Consider the following 19876-nt stretch of genomic DNA (forward strand, 5'->3'; position numbering starts at 1 on the left):
TCCGGCCGGTATTTTGTGCCTGTCTGCGTCGAACGTTCGCATATCTCGCACGCATTTGACACCCTGACCATCCCAGCCGGGCATGGCTTCTTCAATCGCCCCGCGTGGGTGTCTCCGTGGAGCTTGTCTTGGCCGTTTCCAATTCCGTCGTGGACGAACAAGAAACCGACGCCGCTGCCGTCACATCGGGCAGTTCTTTCTATCTTGCGATGCGCATCCTGCCGGCGGTGCAGCGCGATGCGATGTTCCAGGTCTACGCGTTCTGCCGCGCGGTCGACGACATCGCCGACAGCGACCTGCCGCGCGCCGAGCGCACCGCGGGCCTCGATCGCTGGCGCGCGGACATCGACGCGTGTTTCGCGGGCCGGCCGCCGCGCCATCTGGCCGCGCTCGACCGCGAGATCCGCGCGTTCAACCTGCAGCGCGACGATTTCCACGCGATGATCGACGGGATGGCGATGGACGCGGTCGAGGATATCTGCGCGCCCGACGAGCCGACGCTCGACCTGTTCTGCGATCGCGTGGCGAGCGCGGCCGGCCGGTTGTCGGTGAGGATCTTCGGGATACCGGAAGCCGAAGGGATCAAGCTGTCGCACCACCTCGGCCGCGCGCTGCAACTGACCAACATCCTGCGCGACATCGACGACGACGCGGCGATCAACCGTTGTTACCTGCCGCGCGAGCTGCTCGCGCGCGAAGGCATCGCGATCACCGATCCGGCGACGATCGTGCGCGATCCGGCGCTGCCGCGCGTATGCGCAACGCTCGTCGAGCGCGCATTCGAGCACTTCCGCCAGGCCGACGCGGTGATGGATACCTGCACGCGTGCGCAGGTGAAGGCGCCGCGCATCATGTCGGGCGCGTATCGCTGCATTCTCGAAGCCGCGATCGCACGCGGTTTTGCCGCCCCGCGCGCGCCACTGCGCAAGCCGAAAGCGCGCATGCTGATGATCGCCGCGCGCTACGCGCTGTTCTGAGCCGACCGAGTCGATGCCCAGAACCGTCCACGTGATCGGCGCAGGACTCGCGGGCCTGTCGGCCGCGGTCGAGCTGCAACGTCGCGGGCGGCGCATCGTGCTGCACGACGCGCACGCGCATGCGGGCGGCCGCTGCCGCTCGTGGTTCGACGGGACGCTGAACACGACGCTCGACAGCGGGCTGCACGTGGTATTCGCGGGACAGCCCGCGACGCAGCGCTACCTGCGCGCGATCGGCGCGGCGGATCAGCTCGTGGGGCCCGCGCTGCCCGAATTTCCGGCCGTCGACGTCGCGTCGCAGCAGCGCTGGACGCTGCGCTTCGGCAACGGGCGCTGGCCGTCGTGGCTGTTCGACGCCGCGTCGCGCGCGCCGGGCACGACGCCGCTCGACTACCTCGCGCTCGCCCCGCTTGCGTTGGCGCGCACGGGCCGCTCACTCGCACAGACGATGCGATGCGACGGCGTGCTGTGGGATCGTTGGCTGCGGCCGTATTTTCTCGGTGTGCTGAATGTCGAGCCGCGTCACGCAAGCGCCGAACTCGCGCGCGCGGCGCTGTGCGGCACGTTTGCCGCGGGCGGCCCGGGTTGCCGTCCGCTCGTCGCGCGCCACGGGCTCGGCAGCGCATTCGTCGAACCGGCGCTGCGGATGCTGCAGCACGGCGGCGCGCAGATCCGGCTGAACTCGCGGCTCGACGCGCTTGAATTCGGCGCGCACGGCAATGCGGTCGATGCGGTCGCGATCGGCGGCGAGCGCATCGATCTCGCGCCGGGCGACGCGGTCGTGCTGGCCGTGCCGCCCGAAGTCGCGCAGCCGCTCGTCCCCGAACTCACCGCGCCCGACACGTTCAGCGCGGTCGTGACCGCGTATTTCGCGGTCGAATCGCCGGCCGGCAGCCCACTGCAGACGACGGTCGTCAACGGCGTCGTCGATGCGGTACGCGTCGGCGGCGGCCAGCTTGCGGCAACGATCCGCGACGCGGGCCGCTGGCTCGACACGCCGCGCGACACGCTCGCGCGGCGCATCTGGGAAGACGTCGCGCGCGTGACGGGCGCGAACCCGGAAACCATCCCCGCGTGGCAGCTCGTCGTCGAGCCGCGCGCGGGCTTTGCGGCGGTGCCGTCGCAGGAAATGAAACGTCCGGCCGTGCGTACGCGCTGGACCAATCTTGTGCTGGCGGGTGACTGGATTGCCACCGGTTTGCCCGCCACGATCGAGGGCGCGATCCGTTCCGGCCAGCTGGCCGCGGACGTGCTCCAGACACAATAAGAGAGGGACCGATGAACGATCTCACCGAAATGGCTACCCTGTCCGCCGGCACCGCGCCGGCCGACGTCGACGCCGCCGTTGCGCGTGCGACCGACGCACTGCTGGCCGCGCAGCAAGCGGACGGACACTGGGTCTACGAACTCGAAGCCGATTCGACGATTCCCGCCGAATACGTGCTGCTCGTCCACTATCTCGGCGAGACGCCGAACCTCGAGCTCGAACAGAAGATCGGCCGGTATCTGCGTCGCATCCAGCAGGCGGACGGCGGCTGGCCGCTGTTCACCGACGGCGCGCCGAACATCAGCGCGAGCGTGAAGGCGTATTTCGCGCTGAAGGTGATCGGCGACGACGAGAACGCGGAGCACATGCAGCGCGCGCGCAAGGCGATCCATGCGATGGGCGGCGCCGAGATGTCGAACGTGTTCACGCGCATCCAGCTCGCGCTGTTCGGTGCGATTCCGTGGCGCGCGGTGCCGATGATGCCGGTCGAGATCATGATGCTGCCGCAGTGGTTCCCGTTCCACCTGTCGAAGGTGTCGTACTGGGCGCGCACCGTGATCGTGCCGCTGCTCGTGCTGAACGCGAAGCGCCCGCTCGCGAAGAACCCGCGCGGCGTGCGCATCGACGAACTGTTCATCGATCCGCCCGTCAACGCCGGGCTGCTGCCGCGCCAGGGTCACCAGAGCCCCGGCTGGTTCGCGTTCTTCCGCGTGGTCGACCATGCGCTGCGCGCGGTCGACGGCCTGTTCCCGAGCTACACGCGCGAACGCGCGATCCGTCAGGCCGTGTCGTTCGTCGACGAGCGCCTGAACGGCGAGGACGGCCTCGGCGCGATCTATCCGGCGATGGCCAACTCGGTGATGATGTACGACGTGCTCGGCTACGCGGAAGATCATCCGAACCGCGCGATCGCGCGCAAGTCGGTCGAGAAGCTGCTCGTCGTGCAGGATGACGAAGCATATTGCCAGCCGTGCCTGTCGCCGGTGTGGGACACGTCGCTGGCGGCGCACGCGCTGCTGGAAACGGGCGATGCGCGCGCGGAAGAAGCCGTGCTGCGCGGCCTCGACTGGTTGCGTCCGCTGCAGATCCTCGACGTGCGCGGCGACTGGATCTCGCGCCGCCCGAACGTGCGGCCCGGCGGCTGGGCGTTCCAGTACGCGAACGCGCACTACCCTGACGTCGACGATACGGCCGTGGTCGTGATGGCGATGGACCGTGCGCAGAAGCTCCGGCAGTCGGACACCTATCGCGAATCGATGGCGCGCGCGCGCGAATGGGTCGTCGGCATGCAGAGCAGCGACGGCGGCTGGGGCGCGTTCGAACCGGAAAACACGCAGTACTACCTGAACAACATCCCGTTCTCCGATCACGGCGCGCTGCTCGATCCACCGACGTCCGACGTGTCGGGACGCTGCCTGTCGATGCTGTCGCAGCTCGGCGAGACGGCCGCGAACAGCGAGCCGGCACGCCGCGCGCTCGACTACATGCTGAAGGAGCAGGAACCGGACGGCAGCTGGTACGGCCGCTGGGGGATGAACTACGTGTACGGCACGTGGACCGCGCTGTGCTCGCTGAACGCGGCCGGCCTCGGGCCGGAAGACCCGCGCATCAAGCGCGGCGCGCAGTGGCTGCTGTCGATCCAGAACAAGGACGGCGGCTGGGGCGAGGATGGCGACAGCTACAAGCTGAACTACCGCGGTTTCGAGCAGGCACCGAGCACGGCGTCGCAGACGGCCTGGGCGCTGCTCGGCCTGATGGCGGCCGGCGAGGTGAACAACCCGGCCGTTGCGCGCGGTGTCGACTACCTGGTCGCCCAGCAGAACGAAGAAGGCCTGTGGGACGAGACGCGCTTCACCGCGACGGGCTTCCCGCGCGTGTTCTACCTGCGCTACCACGGCTATCGCAAGTTCTTCCCGCTGTGGGCGCTCGCGCGCTACCGCAACCTGAAGCGCGACAACGCCACGCGCGTCACGGTCGGGATGTAACGCGTGGGCGCGTCTCAACACAACGGCGCATTGCCCGTCATCGCGGTGACAGGGATGGCATTCGAGGCGCGCATCGCGCGCGGTGACGGCGTCGAGGCCGTGTTTGCCGCGCGGGCCGACCGGCTCGAGCGCGCGCTGGCCGACGCGACCGCACGCGGTTGCGCGGGCATCGTGAGCTTCGGTACGGCGGGCGGGCTCGCGCCCGATCTGGCGCCCGGCGCGCTCGTGATCGCGAACGCGATCGACGGGCCGTTCGGCCGCGTCGAGACCGATACGGGCTGGAGCGCCCGGCTCGTCGCCGCGCTGCAGGACACACCGGTCTGGGCGCGCGTCACGCGCGGCACGATCGCGGCGGTCGGCGCGCCGGTGATCAGCGAACAGGAAAAAGCGTCGCTGCACCACGCGAAGGGCGCGCTCGCCGTCGATATGGAGTCGCATATCGCGGCGGCCTTCGCGGCCGCGCGCGGCGTGCCGTTCGCGGTGTGCCGCGCGATCGTCGATCCGGCGTGGCGCACGCTGCCGAGCGCGGCGACGGCCGGCTTGCGCGACGACGGCAGCACGGCGATCCTGCCGATCCTGCGCGAGTTGCTGAAGCAGCCGTCGCAGCTCGGCCCGCTGCTGCAGGTCGCGAGCGACGCGCGTGCGGCGCGTACGACCCTGATCCAGGCGCGGCACGCGTTCGAGTGTGCGGGCGCGATGCGGATCGTCTGAACGGCACGCGCCGCGTTTCCCCCTACTCTTCCCGGTTCGTTGCGCACGCATCCATCGCGTGTGCGACGCGACCACGCATCCGGCCGCTTCGGGTTTGCTTCGACGCTCGCGCTCGCTGCAATGACGGCGCGCGGCGCGGCTGGCGTTCGCGATGCCCGCTACGATCGCCAGTGCGGCGGTTCGCCCGTTATCCACGTCACCAGAACGAGTAACGCACTGAGCAACATGACAGCGGAAAAGAACGCCCAGGGGCGACGGTCAGGGCGAAATACGTTGCCGACAACGACAAGCGACGCGATGTAGACGAGCAGTACCACCCAGCCTTGCCACAGAACCGGAAATCCCCAACCCCAGCCATGCTCCTTGGCCAGGAACCAGTATTGGTGCGTGTCGTTCATGTTCGATAGAAAGGCTTGAAGTGATGGGCATCCCATTGCGCAAACGCGACGCAGGCCCGCGAGGCGCCGGGTGAACGGTGCCGGGCTCGGGCCATCGACCGGCGTTTCGCTTCGGCGCAGTGCTACATGTTAAATCGGGCTGCGCAAGTCTTCAGCGTGCATCGCATCCGGATCGCGCGGACAAAAAAAGAGCGCTGCATGACGTGATGCAGCGCTCTTTGTTTTTACGGCGGTCGCCGTTGCGGCGTTACTGCGCGGCCGGCGTGCTCGCAGGCATCGCGGGAGCGGCCGGCGCTGTCGCCGAACCAGACGATGCCGGTACTGCTGCCGATGCCGGAGCAGCGGCAGGCGCGCTCGCGGGCATCGCATTGTCCGCACCCGGATCGTCGTACTGCGGCAACCCCGGCGCGGCCGGCGCGTTGTTCGGCATGGTGCCCGATGCGCCGCCCGACTCGCCGGGATCCTCGTAGTTCGGCAGCCCCGGCACGGCCGGCGTCGCGGCCGGTGCCGCGCCCGATTCGCCCGGCTCGCTGTAGTTCGGCAGCGTGGCCGACGACGACTGGCTGTGGTACGTCAGCGACTTGCGCTGCTGCAGGTACGCGTCGCGCACGAACGAATACGGATCGAGCGCGGCCTGCTTCAGCAGGTCGGTTGCGCCGAGCAGGTCCGAACGCGCGCTGATGAACTGCGCGATGTACATCGGGTTGCGCGCGGCCGGCTCGATGTAGTTGAGCAGGTTGAAGCGCACGTCCACCGCGCGGCCGACGCCGTCGCGGATCGTGCTCGGCCCGAACACGGGCAGCACGAGGTACGGGCCGGACGGCACGCCCCAGCGCGCGAGCGTCAGGCCGAAATCCTGGTGATGCTTCGGCAGGCCGGCCGGCGTCGCGATGTCGATCAGGCCGGCGACGCCGAACAGCGAGTTCATCGCCACGCGCATCAGATCCTGCGTCGCATCGGTGATGCGCAACTGCAGCAGGTTGTTCGCCATGTTGCCGAGATCGCCGAGGTTCGAGAAGAAGTTGCTGATCGCGGTGCGCACGGGCGTCGGCGTGATCTTCTGGTAACCCTTCGCGATCGGCACGGCGATGTTCGAATCGACCGCGTCGTTGATCTTGTACATCGTCCGGTTCATCGGCTCGAGCGGGTCGTTGGGATTGCGGTTCGGTCCCGTCGCGCAGCCGGTCAGCATCGCGCTGGCGGCAACGGTCGCCGCAATGATTCGCACCTTATTCATTGATTCCTTGCGATTGGTTCTTGGCGCGTTTGACGCGCGGTTTGCCCATCAGGACGGGCTGGAACACCACGGCGCCGATCAGCGTGCAGGTCAGTGCCAGCGCGAGCAGCTTGCCCATGCTCGACGTGCCCGGGTGGTGCGACAGCCACAGGCTGCCGAATGCGGTTGCCGTCGTCGCGGCGCTGAACAGCACCGCATGCGTGAGGCTCGAATGCAGCAACCCCGTCTGTCCCGCGCGCCACGCCATCACGAAATACACCTTGAACGCGACGCCGACGCCGAGCATCAGCGGCAGCGCGATGATGTTCGCGAAGTTGAGCGGCATGCCGAGCACGACGCACATCTCGAGCGTCACGACGCCCGACACGAGCAGCGGCACCAGCGTGCGCAGCACGTCGCCGAAGCGGCGCAGCGTGACCCACAGCAGGATCGTGATCGAAATGATCGACCACAGCGCCGCGTGCAGGAACGCGTTGATGATCGTGTCGGCCGAATGCAGGATCGAGATCGGCCCGCCGGTCGTGCCCGGTTCCGCGGCCTTCACGGTTTTCGCGAAGCGGCGCAGCATCGTGTCGTCGTTCGGGTCGACGCCCTTCGGCACCTTCGGCGAGATCTGCACGAGCGCGTGGCCGTCCGGCGCGATCCAGTCGCGGACGATCTGCGGCGGCAGCGATTCGCGCGTGACGTCCTGCGGCTGCAGCAGCATCGCGAGCTGGTTGAGCGCGATATGCAGCGTGTCGGAGAACGCGCGCTCGGCGCGGTCGCGCGTCGCGCTGTCGGCGGCGGCGAGCTTCGCGAGCGATGCGGACAAATGCTGCGCGGCTGCCGCGCCCGGGCCCGGGTGATCCTCGGCCGCGTAGCCCAGCAGGTCCGACACGCGCTTGAGCGCGGCGACGCGCTGCGCGTCGGTCGCGGGCGGCGCGGCCGGCTGCGTCAGCGCGGGCAGCAGGTCGCTCGCGGCCGCCGCGATCGCCGCGCGCTTGGCCGGCTGGTCGGTGGGGATGAAGGTCGACAGGGTGGTCGTGCGGCCGACTTCGGGCAGCGCGTCGAGACGCTTCGCGGCCGCGTCGGCGTCCGCGAGCGATGGCGCGAGCAGCGTGACGTCGTTGACGGCCGCTTCGGGCGAATCCTTCAGCGCGAGCAGCGTCGCCATCGATTCGCTGTGCGGATCCTTCAGGTGCAGCGGGTTGAAGTCGAAGCGCAGGAACGCGAGCAGCGGCAGCGCGCCGATCACGACCACGAGCGTGCCGATCAGGATCGGCTTGCGATGGCGATCGAGGAAATCGTCGACCGGCGCGAGCCACGGAAAGCCCGGTGTCTTCGATTCGCCCGGCGGCGCGAACAGGCGCAGCAGCGCGGGCAGCAGCGTGAGCGTGGTCAGCAGGGCGACGAACATCCCGACGCCCGCGATCAGGCCAAGCTCGGACACGCCGCGATAGGCCGTGGGGATGAACGAGAAGAAGCTCGCGGCGACAGCCGCGGTGGCCAGCGCGAGCGGCATGCCCATCGAGTGCGCTGCGCCGATCAGCGCGTGATCGATGCGCGGATCGCGGAAGCGTTCCTCGCGGTACTTCACGCCGTACTGGATCGAGAAGTCGACGCCGAGGCCGACGAACAGCACCATGAACGCGACCGAGATCATGTTCAGCGAGCCGACCATCGCGAGGCCGAGCGCGGCGGTCACGACGAGGCCGACGAACAGCGTGACGAGCACCGAGCCGATCATTCGCTTCGAGCGCAGCGCAAGCCACAGGATCACGAGCACGGCCAGCAGCGTGAGGGCGCCGTTGAGCGCGGCGCCGTCCTCGACCGACGCGAATTCGTCGTCGGCGAGCGGCTGTTCGCCGGTCAGGCGCACGGCCGCGCCGTAGCGCTTCTCGAGGTCGAGCGAACGGGCCGCGTCGCGGATCACCTGGCTGGTTTCCGCACCGGCCTTCAGCGCGCCGTAGTTGACCACGGGCTGCACGGTGACGAACGCGCGCGCGGGCTGCCGCGCGGCATCGCTGTCGACCAGCGCGCGCCACGAGAACGCGGCCGGCTTGCCGGCCAGCACGTCGTCCACCGTCGCGGCGCTGCGCGCGAGCAGCTTCGCCATCGCGGGCAGCTTCACCTGGCCGGTCAGCAGCGGTTGGCCGAGCGTGGTGGCCAGCGTCGTCGCGAGCCCGGTCAGGCTCGGGTTCTTCGCGAGTTCGTTGACGAGCGGGCGCGCGCTCGCGAGCTGCGACGTCGTATCGGAGACTTCCTGCGGCGACAGGAACAGCAGCCCGTTGTGCTCGAAGAACGGCCCGCCGCCGGGCTCGGCGACCTGGCCGATGCGACCGGCATCGGCCTGCTTCTGCAGCGCCTCGGTCAGCGCATGCGCGGCGGCATTCGCGAATTCGGGCGCGGGCGCCTCGACGACCGCGAGGATCGTGCCGTTGCGTTGCGGGAACGCATTGTCGATCGCCTGGCCGAGCGCGGCCCATTGTGGTTCCGCATCGACGAGCTTGCTGATGTCGGTGTTGATCTTGAAATGCTGCGCGACGTAGACGCCGCTGAAGGCGGCGATGACGAGCGACAGGACGACGACCCAGACGGGGCGGCGTACCGACCATGCAACGAGTCGGACGATGAGAGATGTCACCATGTGGCGGTGGGGAGCGGCTGGCAAGGGCAAAGTAGCCAAGTATACCGGCGCGGCGTGGCGGCGGACGTGACGTTGCGGGTTTCGGGGCGGGAAGGAGATTTGTTCGCGACGGCGGAATCGGTGCGGGCGGCCGGCCGATTTGTAAGGGGATATTTACATAATCGGCGTGGGGCTGCATCGCCGCGCCCCGGCCCGCGCCTGTGACAAACGCAGCTGAAAGGTAACAGTCGGTCACGGTGCGGCAACCGGGCGTCAGGCCCGGTATACTTTGCTGCACCGGCCGATGCAAGGAGCCGGCCGTTTTTTCCCATTGAGCGCGATATTCGTATGAAACGTCATCTGTTTGCTTTCCTCGCGGCCGCCGCCGTGTCGGTTTCCGCTTTCGCGCAGAGCGCGCCGGTCGACATCGTCCGCAATGCGGTCGAGGGCACCGTCACCGCGATGAAGGCCGATCCGTCGGCACGCGGCGGCGACATGGCGAAGGTCACGCAGGTCGTCGAGCAGCGCTTCCTGCCCGCGACGAATTTCGAGCGCACGACCCGCATCGCGGTCGGCGACGCGTGGAAGCAGGCGACGCCGCAACAGCAGCAGGAACTGTACAAGCAGTTCAAGCTGCTGATGACGCGCACCTACGCCGCGTCGCTCGCGCAGCTCGGCAGCCAGGACGCGAAGTTCTCGTTCAAGGCCGGCGGCGCGTCGGGCGCCGACGCGCTCGTGCAGTCGACGGTGACGACGCCGGGCGACAGTCAGTCGGTCGGCTATCGTCTCGGCAAGGTCGGCAACGACTGGAAGATCTACGACATCGACATGGCGGGCGCGTGGCTGATCCAGGTGTACCAGGGCCAGTTCAAGAGCCAGCTCGCGTCGGGCGGGATCGACGGGCTGATCTCGTATCTGCAGAAGCACAATTCGCGGACGAACTGACGGCCGCTGCGCGGTCCGGAGTTCAGTTGCATGAAGGGCGCCCGAGGGCGCCCTTGCTTTTTTACCCAGGGGCCCGGTGAGCAGTCGAACGACCGATGCGACCGCGCGTCCGGGCGTGCCCGCGCAAGTCCGGGCCGCCTCCGCACACATCGAGGTTCGCTGTGCGCGGCCTACTGATACGTCATGGTGAAGGTCAGCACCGCGTTCGCGCTGCCGGCCTTCACGCTGGCGGCCGTCTGGTAGTACCTGGCCGTGAGCGGGATCGTGTAGGAGCCACCTGTCGATTTGCTGTAGCTCGTCAGTGTGTACTGCGTGTTGTATTTCAGCGCGTTGCCGTTGTTGTCCTTCAACTGCAGGCCGATGCCGCTGGCCGTCGAATCGCTCGACAGCGCCAGCACGCCGTTCGTGCTGTCGAGCACGGCATTCACCGGGATGAACTGATACTGAATCGTGTTCAGGCCCGACGGGCAGGCATTGACAGCCACGGTGACCGGAATGGCCGGCGAGGTGGTCGAGCCGATGCCCTTGAATGCCGACTGCATGGTCGAGCCCATGTTGACCGTCACGTTCGGCGTGATGCACGCCGCGACGTTGACGATGGTCGGGGTTAGCGAGAACGATACGAGGGGCGACGCGGCGACCGTATAGGGGGCACTACCACCGGTGCCCGTTGCCGACGCTCCCACGACCAGCACGCCGCCCGTCACCGTGCCTGCCGTGATGGGGCCGGTCTTGACCAGCGCCGCCTGGATCTGGCCACCGTTGGTGATCGAAGTAACCGTACCGCTCGTGTTGCAGACCCAGCCTGCCCATGGGAGAGGGATCTGCGAAGCAGTCGACTTGGAAAGATCGATCCAGGGCTGGGTTCCGCATTGGTTCGCGTAAGTCGTCACACCGATCGCGACACCGACGCCAGGCACATTGGTATTCCAGACTGTATAGGTTGCACCACTTGGCCCGGCCACGGTCATGCCGGCCTTGGTCAGCGACTGCGGTTCAAAGACCATGCCAGCGACGACCACACCCGATACCGTGCATGTGTAGTAGTTGGGAACGTTCGAGGTACTGAACCAGCCGGTCAGCAGGGTGCCGACCGCTGCATCGCGCGGGATCGTCACCGAGGACGGCATCGACAGCGTCACCGTCTGCGCCGTTCCCGAGCAACTGATGGTTCCCGCGGCGAACGCGGGACGTGTGCCCAAGCCGAGCATCAGTGCCGCCAGCGTCAGTAGCCAGAATGCCAGACGGCGCATGCCATGCCCCGCTTTGGTTTGCCTGCGCATCGCGGCCGGCTTTTCGTTCTTGTTCATCTTCTCTCCCTGCTCCATCGCGCCCGCTTCGCTCATTTCGTGCATACCGCTTCCGCATCGGTCCAGCGTTGTTTGCTCGTCTTGCTTGCCGTCGCCAGCGTGTACGACATCGAACAGCCCTCGGCGACCGTATCGCCCCACTTCACATTCAGCGTGCCGGTGTCGGTCTTCACGCCGCGCAGTACGATGCGGCCATCCTGCGCCACGGTGCCGACGTTCCGCCCCGCCGCATCGCTCACCTCGGCGCCGAACGGAACCGGCTCGCCATCGGCCATGCGCGCGCGCATGATCACCGCGCGCCCGCCGCCCTCGGTCTCGAACTTCAGTCGCACCACCGCGCCTGCGGTCGGCGCGATGTGCTGCGCGCTCGATTTCAGCTCGACACTCATCGGCACCCCCTTGGGATCGATCTCCACCTCGTTGGTCGAAAACGGCGTCAGGCTCGACACCAGCGCATGACCGAACGGATCGACGCGCAGCCCACTGCCGGCCGTCACGCGTGCCCCGTGCGCGTCCTTGGCCTCGACGATCGCGACGGTCTCGCCCATGGTCGGCGTAAAGGCCACGCCGCCCGCATAGGCCACCATGCCGCCCGAGATGCCGCCGCCGTACTGCTTGAAGCCGGTGCCCGTCGACGCATTGCCCGTGACGGTCGCATACGGCGACATGTAGGACACGTTGCCGCCCACGTTGGTCGCCGCTCGCGCGCCGCCGCCGCTGGTCTGGCCGACGTTCACGCCGTAGCTGAGCGCGTTGTCGACGCCGAGCGCGCCCGTCATCGACTGCTGGACCACGGTCGAACCACGGGAATCGTGCTGCAGGCTGGTCGACGAGTACACCGTGCGCGAGCCGAGGTTCAGCGGGATCGACACGTTCAGCATGAAACGGTTGTCCCAGCGGTTTTGCGTCACGTCGAATTGGCGCGCGGCCGACACGCCGTAGTTGATGCGCCGGAAATTATTGTTGTAGCCGGCCTGATACTGCGTGTCGTTGCCGCCGCGATTCCAGTAGTTGACGGTCGAGCCCGACAGGTAGAAAGCGCCCCAACCCTCCGGCAGGCTCTGGTTCAGCGTGACCTGGAACTGGCCGCGACGCACGCCGCCCGACAGCAGACCGCTCACGCCGCCCGTCTGCTGGCCGCGCAACTGCATCGCGTCCTGCAGGCCCAGGTAGCCGCTGCTCGAATAACGATAGGCAGCCACCGCGATATTGGTATGGGTCGGGCTGATCAGCTTGCTGTACGAGATCCGCACGCTCTGGCCGTGGCGCGTGCCGATGCCCGGCAAATCGGTATTGGCCTGCGTGATGTCGAGCGCGAACGCGCCCAGCTGCGTATTGAGCGCGGCGCCGACCACGCCGGCCACATAGCCGGGCGCGGCCGTCACGCCGCCGTAGCCGGTGATCAGGTTGGTGAAACCATGCTGGACGGTCGCCTGGAACAGCGCCGGCTTGCTCGACAGCAGCGGACTGCGGTACTGGCCGGCCGTCACGCTGAAGTGCGTGACGCCCGGCCGCAGCGAACTGACGGCCGACGCATACGGCACCTTGAAGGTGTGGATGCTGCCGTCGGCCTCGGTCACGATGACGTCGAGGTCGCCGCCATAACCGGTCGTATAGAGATCGTCGATCACGAACGGGCCGGTCGCGACGTTGGCGCTGTAGATGACGTTGCCGTTCTGGCGCACCTGTACCAGCGCATTGCTGTTGGCGATGCCGTGAATGGTCGGCGCGTAACCGCGTTGCGATTCCGGATACATGCGCTCGTCGCTGGCGAGCTGCACGCCGCGAAAGCCCACGCTGTCGAACATCGTGCCGTCGGTGAACGCGTCGCCGATCACGAACTGCGCCTTCAGGCGCGCGATCGAGCGCTGCAGGCTGGTCTGCACGCTCTGGTAGTGCGGGCCGCCGCGCGAGTCGTAGGTAGTGTTGCCGTTGTGGCGGAAGCGCCAGGGCCCGACGTTCAGGCCGGCGGTGAGGCCCAGGAACGCCTGGGTCGACGATGCGCCCCGGTTCTCGGCACGATAGATATTGCCGTTGTACGACAGCAGCGCGGCCGGCACACCCTCGTCCCAGTAGCGCGGGTCCACGTAGCCGCGCGCCGCGCGGCTCAGCGAGGCCTGCGGGATGCTGACGTCGAGCCGCTGCTCGCCATTGTCGAAGGTGGCAACCGCGTCGGGCACCAGCATGCCGATCGTCGCGCAAGCCTGGTTCGGGTCCGTCAGCATGTGCGTCGCCTCGGGCGACAGCTTCGCGAGATCCACGCCGACTTGCTGCAGCAGGTCGCGATTGAAGCACGGCTGGACGTTGTTCGGGTTGTCGCCCACCTGGCGCAGCGTGATCTCGGCGCGACCGATCCAGTTCGTGTTGACGAACAGATCGGCGCGATACGAACCCGGCAACGCGACATTGCCCTTCTCGAAGCGGCTCACGTCCACCCGCGCGCCGCCCGGGCGCTGCAGGAACAGATCGTTGAACTGGACTTCCGCCACTTGCGTGGCATCCGTGGTCGCCGCCATCACACCAGTCGATGCGAACATCGCCAGTGCGAGCAGGCAGCACGGGCGCGGACGCCAGTGCATGGACAGCGGCAAGCTAGATATACGTTGGATCACGATAGACAGCCGAGCGTGAGCAAGCCTGCGCCCTGCCCGGGGCGAGCATGCTTGGTCTTGCGATGAGAAGGACGTGGCGCGCTAGCCGCGCCGCGCGCAATCGAAGAGGTCAGCCGCGCATCACGGCGACGGTGCCGCGGTGCGGAGCCGCAATGGCGTCTCGCTGCTGACTGCGCCGCCGTAGTCGTTCAGCGCCGTGAAATGCACGGTGGCGCCAGCCGCGTCGGGCGCATCACCCTTCAGCGGGAACGCACGCGTCTCGCCCGGCCCGACCATGCCGCCATCGTCGAAGATCGCGCGGCGGCCGCCCGACTGCACGCTGATCATGGTCAGCGAAACATGGAACGGCGTCGGGTTATGCACCTCGATGGCCGGCTTGCCGTCGACCTGTGTGAGGTGCCACGTGAGCTGCGCCGGCGCATCGGCCGACGAACCCTTGAGCTTGTCCGGGCGATAGAACACCTTGATGCGCGAGCGGAACGCGAGCTGGATCCGGTTCATGTCCGCGTCCGCCGCGCTCGCCTTGGGCGGCACTTCGAGCACGTTGAGCCAGAACACCGACTCGCGATCCTCCGGCAGCGGCTCGCCGGTATAGACGATGCGCAGCGTCTGCGACTTGGACGGATCGATCCGCGCAATCGGCGGCGTGACGGTGAACGGCACCTTGATAGTGGACGGCGCGCTGCGCACGTCACCTGCATCGACCCATGACTGCACGAGCGCCGGCGCCTGGCCTGCGTTCGACAGTTTGAGCGTGACCTCGGATTCGCCCGCGCCGTAGATCACGCGCGTGCCGCCGATCACCACCGACGCGTCGGCGGGTGTCGCCAGGTAACCGAGCCATGCGATACATGCGGCGGCGGTCGAGAATCTGAGTGCTTTTCGTAGCTTCATGGCTGGATCGATTCAGGCAACGTAACGGAGGCAGGGGGCGAATGCTTGCCGCCCCACCCGGTTTTAATGTGGATAACTAATCAATAAGTTACTGATAAACGAGCGAGTACATGACGCTCGACGTCGCCGCACCGGCCGTTGCGGCGCCGGTGGCGTAGTATTCCGCGAGGTAGTTCAGCGTGGCGGTGCCGGTAGCGGTGATTGCAACCGACTGTGAGTTCTGCGAAGCGTCTGCCGCACCAAGCTTGATGGGCGTATAGTCGCCGTTCAACAGGCGAATCTCGACGTTGGTCGCGCCGCCTGCGGTCAGGAACAGGTTGCCGGTGGCGGTGTCGACCGTCGGGCCCGGTTCGAAGTAGGCGTGGACGTTGCCCGACGCCGGCGTGCAGGCCGTCAGCGCGATACTGAACGCCTTGGCGCTGGCAGTTTGGCCTGCGGCGGCCAGCGCGCTGGTCGACACGTTCAGCAGCGGAACATTGAAGTTGTTCGAGTTGCTGCCGTTGCCGTTGATCGTGCAAGTTTGCGCGGTTACGCTGCCGGTGAACGTGATCGTGCCGTCGGCTGCAGATGCGACTTGCGAAGCCGTGGCGGCACCCACGAGCAACAGAGCGGAAATGAGTTTGGTTTGCATGGTTTTTAGTTTCTTGAACGATTTAAATTGACTTACGACGCCGAGGCGCTATTCACTCAATAGCGCCCGCGACATCCAACGGCAACCCGGTTAGGCGTCATGCCGCCGAAATTTTTGTTTCCGTCCCGGTTACATTTGGACGAAACGAATCCTACTGGCCCCAACCAATCTAAAGATGAACTTTTGTCACGTCGCGATGACATCGGCGATGCCGTGCGGCGTGGGACTGAACGGCATCGGTTCTTGGGCGCCCTCGCTCGTCGCCGGGCAGCCGCCTGAATACCGTGTATCGCTTGATGACGTCACGCACTCGATCGCGCGGCTCGTGGGGATGTCGCCCGCCCGCGGCATGCGAAAGGATTCCATCGACTCGGGGAGAGGACGATTGGGCGAATATGAAACGGGACGGCGAATCGTGACAGGGGCGCGGTTGTCGCGCCGCCCTACCGCCGCCGATGCTCGACCGCGAACTTGATCAGCTCGGCCTGCCCTTCGATCTCGAGCTTGCGCTTCAGGTTGAGCCGGTGCGTCTCCACCGTGCGCACCGACAGCGCCGTCTGCTGCGCGATCTGCTTGCTCGACAGCCCCTCGGCGAGCGCATCGAGGATGTCGCGTTCGCGCGGCGTCAGGCGATCGAGCGGCGACGCGGTCGCGCTCGCGTGAATCATCCGCGCGGCGAGCCCTTCGCTGAAGAACGTCTGGCCGGCCAGCACCGCGCCGATCGCGCGGACGATCTCGCTCGCGGGCGAATCCTTCAGCAGGTAGCCGCTCGCGCCGGCACGCACGGCCTGCGTCACGTATTCGACGTTGTCGTGCATCGACAGCATCAGCACGCGGATGCCGGGAAAGCGCTCGTGGAACACGCCCGCGAGCGTGATGCCGTTCATCCCGTTCATGCCGACGTCCATCAGCGCGAGATCGGGTTCGAGCGACGCGGCGAGCGCGAGCGCCTCGTCGGCGTTGCCGGCTTCGCCGACCACGGACAGGTCGGCCGCTTCGAGCCGCATCCGCAAGCCGTCGCGCACGAGCGGGTGATCGTCGACGAGCAGCAGTCGGGCGGCAGGCCGGGCGGTGTCGGGGGCGCTCATGCGTGAAAGGTCTCCTGTTATGGGGCGCGTCGTCAGGCGGCGCCGTGCAGCGGCACGCGCGCGGCCACGATCGTGTGGCCGACCTGCGACGCGATCGTCAGCATGCCGCCGAGCGCGTCGAGGCGCTCGCGCATGTTGCGCAGGCCGATGCCCTGGCGCGCGTCGGCCTGCGAGCGTTCGGCGTCGAAGCCGCAGCCGTTGTCGGCGATGGTCAGCGTGACGGCGTGCGCGCCGACGTCGAGCGTGACGGCCGCGCGCGACGCCTGCGCATGATGCACGATGTTGCTGAGCGCTTCCTGCGCGATCCGGAACAGCGCGGTGTTGACGGCGGCGGGCAGCGGCCGCGTGCCGCTGTGCGCGACCTGCGTATAGCCGATATCGATGCCGCTTTCGGCGCCGAGTTCGCGCACGAGCTGTTCGAGCGCGGCCGCGAGGCCGAGATCGTCGAGCATCGCGGGGCGCAGCGCATGCGAGATGCGCCGCACTTCGCGCAGCGTGTCGCCGAGCCGCCCGACGCCTGTCACGAGCGCCTGCTCGGCCTCGGGCATGCGCGCCGCGCCGCGTTCGAAGCGCGCGAGCGCGGATTCGAGCATCAGCTTCGCGGACACCATCATCTGGCTGATCCCGTCATGCAGTTCGCGCGACAGCCGCGCGCGCTCCTGCTCCTGCGATTCGACGACGCGTTGCGCGAGCAGCTTGAGCTTCGCGTCGGCGCTGCGCGACTCGCTGACGTTCAGCACCAGCGCACACACGGCGATCGCGGCCGCCCCCGTGAGCGCGATCGCGGTGAGCCAGCTCATCGTGCGCTCGATGTTCGCGGACGCGCGCGCGTCGATGCGCTGCAGCGCGGTGTCGACGTCGTCGAGATAGATGCCGGTGCCGACCATCCAGCCCCAGCGCTCCAGTGCGACGACGTAGCCGAGCTTCGGCGCGACGCGGCCCGTCGACGGCCGCTGCCATGCGTAGCGCACGTAGCCGCCGCCGCTCGACGCCGCGCCGATCAGCTTCTGGATCGTCAGCGCGCCCTGCGGGTCGCGCATCGACCAGAAGTTGTGGCCGACGCGCTCCGGCTCGCGCGGATGCATCAGCGAATTGCCGTGCAGGTCGTACACGAAGAAATAGCCGTCGGGGCCGAAATCCATTTTCTGCAGCATCGCGAGCGCCTGCGTGCGCAGCAGCGCGTCGTCCCGGGCATTGCGGCCGCTCGCGTCGTAGAGCGGCATGATCGCGCTCGTCGCGAGCTCGACGTAATGCTTCAGCTCGACTTCCTTGCTCGACAGGTACGCGGCCTGGATCGTCGCGTGCTGCGTGCGCGCGAGCGACGTCGCCTGCTGGCGCACGCCGAAGCCGATGCCGGCGATCGCGAGCAGGAACGGCACGATGGCCAGAAGGAAGATCTTTGCCTTGAGTCTCATGGTGGTGCGAAGCGGCCGCGAGCCGGAGCGGGCCGGCCGGGCGCATCAGCCGCGCGGCGGCGCGGTGGCGTGTCGAGCCGACATTGTCGGCGATTTTGCACGCGGACGGCGGCGGCCCGGCGGCCGCCCCGCCTTCGCTCAGGCCCGCCGCGACGCGAGATCGTCGGACACGGCCGTCTGCACGACGATGCGGTTACGCCCGGCTTCCTTCGCGCGATACAGCGCATCGTCGGCAAGCTTTAGCGCGGCCTGCATGTTGTCGTCGTGTTCGGGATAACTCGTCGTCACGCCGATGCTCACCGTCAGGCGGCCGGTCGCGCCGGCGTCGTGCCGGATACCGAGGTCGAGGATGCCCGTGCGGATCGTCTCGGCGATCGTCACCGCGCCGTCCGTGTCGACGTCGGGCAGCACCACGACGAACTCCTCGCCGCCGTAGCGCGCCGCATAGTCGGCCGGGCGGCGCAGGCAGCCGGCGATGCAGTGGCCGACCGCGGCGAGCGCGTCGTCGCCGGCCTGGTGGCCCTGCGTGTCGTTGTAGCGCTTGAAGTAATCGACGTCGATGAACAGCAGCGACAGCGCGAGCTGCGAGCGCGCGGCGCGGCGCCATTCGCGCGCGAGCGTGACGTCGAGCATCCGGCGGTTGTCGAGGCCCGTGAGACCGTCGGTGCGCGCGAGCGCCTGCAGCTCGGTTTCCGCGCGGTGGCGCTTGCGCAGCTGCACGTCGAGCAGCAGCGACAGGCCGACGAAGCCGATCGCGAGCGCGGCCATCGCGGAGCCGATCGGAATCGCACGGTCGTACCACGCGGCATAGATGTTCGCTTCCGATTGCGCGACCATGATGATGAGCGGCAGGTGGTCGAGGTGCCGGAATACGTACAGGCGCCGCACGCCGTCGATCGACGCGGTATCGGCGAAGCTGCCTTCGCTGGCGGTCATGAATTGCCGGAACGTGCTGGCGCGGCTGATGTCGCGGCCGACGATCGCCGGGTCGTACGGCTCGCGCGCGAGCATCCGGCCGTCCGTGTTGATCAGCGCGATCGAGCCGCGGTCGCCGAGCGACAGGCGCGAGAACAGGTTCTGGAAATATTCGAGCCGGATCGACATCACGGCGACGCCGCCGAACGACCCGTCGGGCTTCGAGATCCGCCGGCTGAGCGCGATGCTCGGCGAGCCGCCGCGCAGCCGCGAATGGTACGGGTCGCTGACGTACAGGCCGACGTCGGGGTGGTCGCGGTGCACGGTGAAGTACGGCTCGTTGCCGAAGTTGGCCTTGCGCGGCACGTCGCTCTTGCCGTCGACCGCGATGTCGCCCTTGGCGTCGAGCACGTAGATGCCGCCGAGATACTTGGCCGTCGTCGCGCGGTCGAACAGCACCTGGCGGCGCAGCGGCATCGGCAGCCTGACGACCTCGGGGTCGTTCTCGCCTTCGACGACGGCCTGCAGCGACAGCGAATAGATCTCGATGTTGCGCTCGATGTCCCACGACGCCATCAGCGCGAGGTTCTGCTGCGTGATGCGTGCGCGGTCGCGTGCGTCCATGCGGCCCTCGTACAGCACGATTGCGCACAGGAGCAGCAGGAGCAGCGCGATCAGCAGGCCGGAATAGAAGATCAGGTGCGGCAGCAGGAATCTGCGCAGATGAGCGGCGACACGGCTCGTCAGGCCGGATTCGCTGGGCATTGCGTAGTCGGTTTCTGCCATGGTCCGTGGATCGATGGGCATCGCCGCCGCGACGCGGGGCGATGCGATTGTTCGTATGACGTGTCGGCGGCGATCCGTTACGCGGCCATTCCGACGCCTC

Annotated in this window: 15 protein-coding genes; 5 read left to right on the top strand and 10 right to left on the bottom strand. The window is 67.8% G+C overall.

Translation table 11 applies throughout. The features are described 5' to 3' along the window. The first annotated feature begins 128 nt into the window (after positions 1-128). From hpnD to H3H55_RS17210, 4 genes are read left to right on the top strand one after another with little or no spacing between them, the layout of a single operon-like run. Entirely contained in the window at positions 129-977 is an 849-nt protein-coding gene (gene hpnD, locus H3H55_RS17195; protein ID WP_048250681.1) for a presqualene diphosphate synthase HpnD, read from the top strand. A gap of 13 nt (positions 978-990) precedes the next feature. After that, complete coding sequence (gene hpnE / locus H3H55_RS17200) at positions 991-2244, top strand: hydroxysqualene dehydroxylase HpnE (RefSeq protein ID WP_193099515.1); 1254 nt, start codon at positions 991-993, stop codon at positions 2242-2244. A gap of 11 nt (positions 2245-2255) precedes the next feature. Then, positions 2256-4229 (top strand): squalene--hopene cyclase, encoded by a 1974-nt coding sequence (gene shc, locus H3H55_RS17205; protein WP_193099516.1) that lies wholly within the window; start codon positions 2256-2258, stop codon positions 4227-4229. Between the two features lie 54 nt (positions 4230-4283). Next, the gene (locus H3H55_RS17210; RefSeq protein WP_264299681.1) at positions 4284-4940 is read left to right on the top strand and encodes a phosphorylase; all 657 of its coding nucleotides are present in this window, start codon (positions 4284-4286) and stop codon (positions 4938-4940) included. A 158-nt stretch (positions 4941-5098) separates the two neighbouring features. Here the strand turns inward: H3H55_RS17210 and H3H55_RS17215 are convergent, their stop codons facing one another. The 3 genes from H3H55_RS17215 to H3H55_RS17225 form a co-directional block, all read right to left on the bottom strand. Continuing rightward, on the bottom strand, positions 5099-5338 hold the full coding sequence (locus tag H3H55_RS17215) for a hypothetical protein (RefSeq protein ID WP_193099518.1): 240 nt from the start codon (positions 5336-5338) through the stop codon (positions 5099-5101). Between the two features lie 247 nt (positions 5339-5585). After that, the gene (locus H3H55_RS17220; protein ID WP_193099519.1) at positions 5586-6575 is read right to left on the bottom strand and encodes a VacJ family lipoprotein; all 990 of its coding nucleotides are present in this window, start codon (positions 6573-6575) and stop codon (positions 5586-5588) included. Beyond that, entirely contained in the window at positions 6568-9201 is a 2634-nt protein-coding gene (locus tag H3H55_RS17225; RefSeq protein WP_193099520.1) for an MMPL family transporter, read from the bottom strand. Before H3H55_RS17225 ends, H3H55_RS17220 begins: the two co-directional genes overlap by 8 nt. Before the next feature lie 327 nt (positions 9202-9528). Here H3H55_RS17225 and H3H55_RS17230 point away from each other — a divergent pair, with 327 nt between their 5' ends. After that, positions 9529-10125, top strand: a complete 597-nt coding sequence (locus H3H55_RS17230) for a phospholipid-binding protein MlaC (RefSeq protein WP_193099521.1) — start codon at positions 9529-9531, stop codon at positions 10123-10125. 170 nt (positions 10126-10295) lie between these two features. On the opposite strand, the gene H3H55_RS17235 is transcribed toward H3H55_RS17230, so the two are convergent. From H3H55_RS17235 to H3H55_RS17265, 7 genes are all read right to left on the bottom strand, one after another. Continuing rightward, positions 10296-11480, bottom strand: coding sequence for a fimbrial protein (locus tag H3H55_RS17235; RefSeq protein ID WP_193099522.1), 1185 nt, complete (start codon positions 11478-11480; stop codon positions 10296-10298). Beyond that, on the bottom strand, positions 11468-14014 hold the full coding sequence (locus H3H55_RS17240; RefSeq protein WP_193102040.1) for a fimbria/pilus outer membrane usher protein: 2547 nt from the start codon (positions 14012-14014) through the stop codon (positions 11468-11470). The genes H3H55_RS17235 and H3H55_RS17240 overlap by 13 nt, the downstream gene beginning before the upstream one ends. A gap of 153 nt (positions 14015-14167) precedes the next feature. Beyond that, a complete protein-coding gene (locus tag H3H55_RS17245; protein WP_193099523.1) occupies positions 14168-14941 on the bottom strand; it encodes a fimbria/pilus periplasmic chaperone in 774 nt (257 codons plus the stop codon). A gap of 88 nt (positions 14942-15029) precedes the next feature. Continuing rightward, a complete protein-coding gene (locus H3H55_RS17250; protein WP_048246205.1) occupies positions 15030-15572 on the bottom strand; it encodes a fimbrial protein in 543 nt (180 codons plus the stop codon). Between the two features lie 443 nt (positions 15573-16015). After that, positions 16016-16660, bottom strand: a complete 645-nt coding sequence (locus H3H55_RS17255; protein WP_129516094.1) for a response regulator — start codon at positions 16658-16660, stop codon at positions 16016-16018. A 32-nt stretch (positions 16661-16692) separates the two neighbouring features. Then, entirely contained in the window at positions 16693-18075 is a 1383-nt protein-coding gene (locus tag H3H55_RS17260; RefSeq protein WP_193099524.1) for a cache domain-containing protein, read from the bottom strand. Between the two features lie 138 nt (positions 18076-18213). Further along, entirely contained in the window at positions 18214-19776 is a 1563-nt protein-coding gene (locus H3H55_RS17265; RefSeq protein WP_193099525.1) for a sensor domain-containing diguanylate cyclase, read from the bottom strand. Positions 19777-19876: the final 100 nt, after the last annotated feature.

Source organism: Burkholderia sp. Z1 (assembly GCF_014893795.1).
GTDB lineage: Bacteria > Pseudomonadota > Gammaproteobacteria > Burkholderiales > Burkholderiaceae > Burkholderia > Burkholderia theae.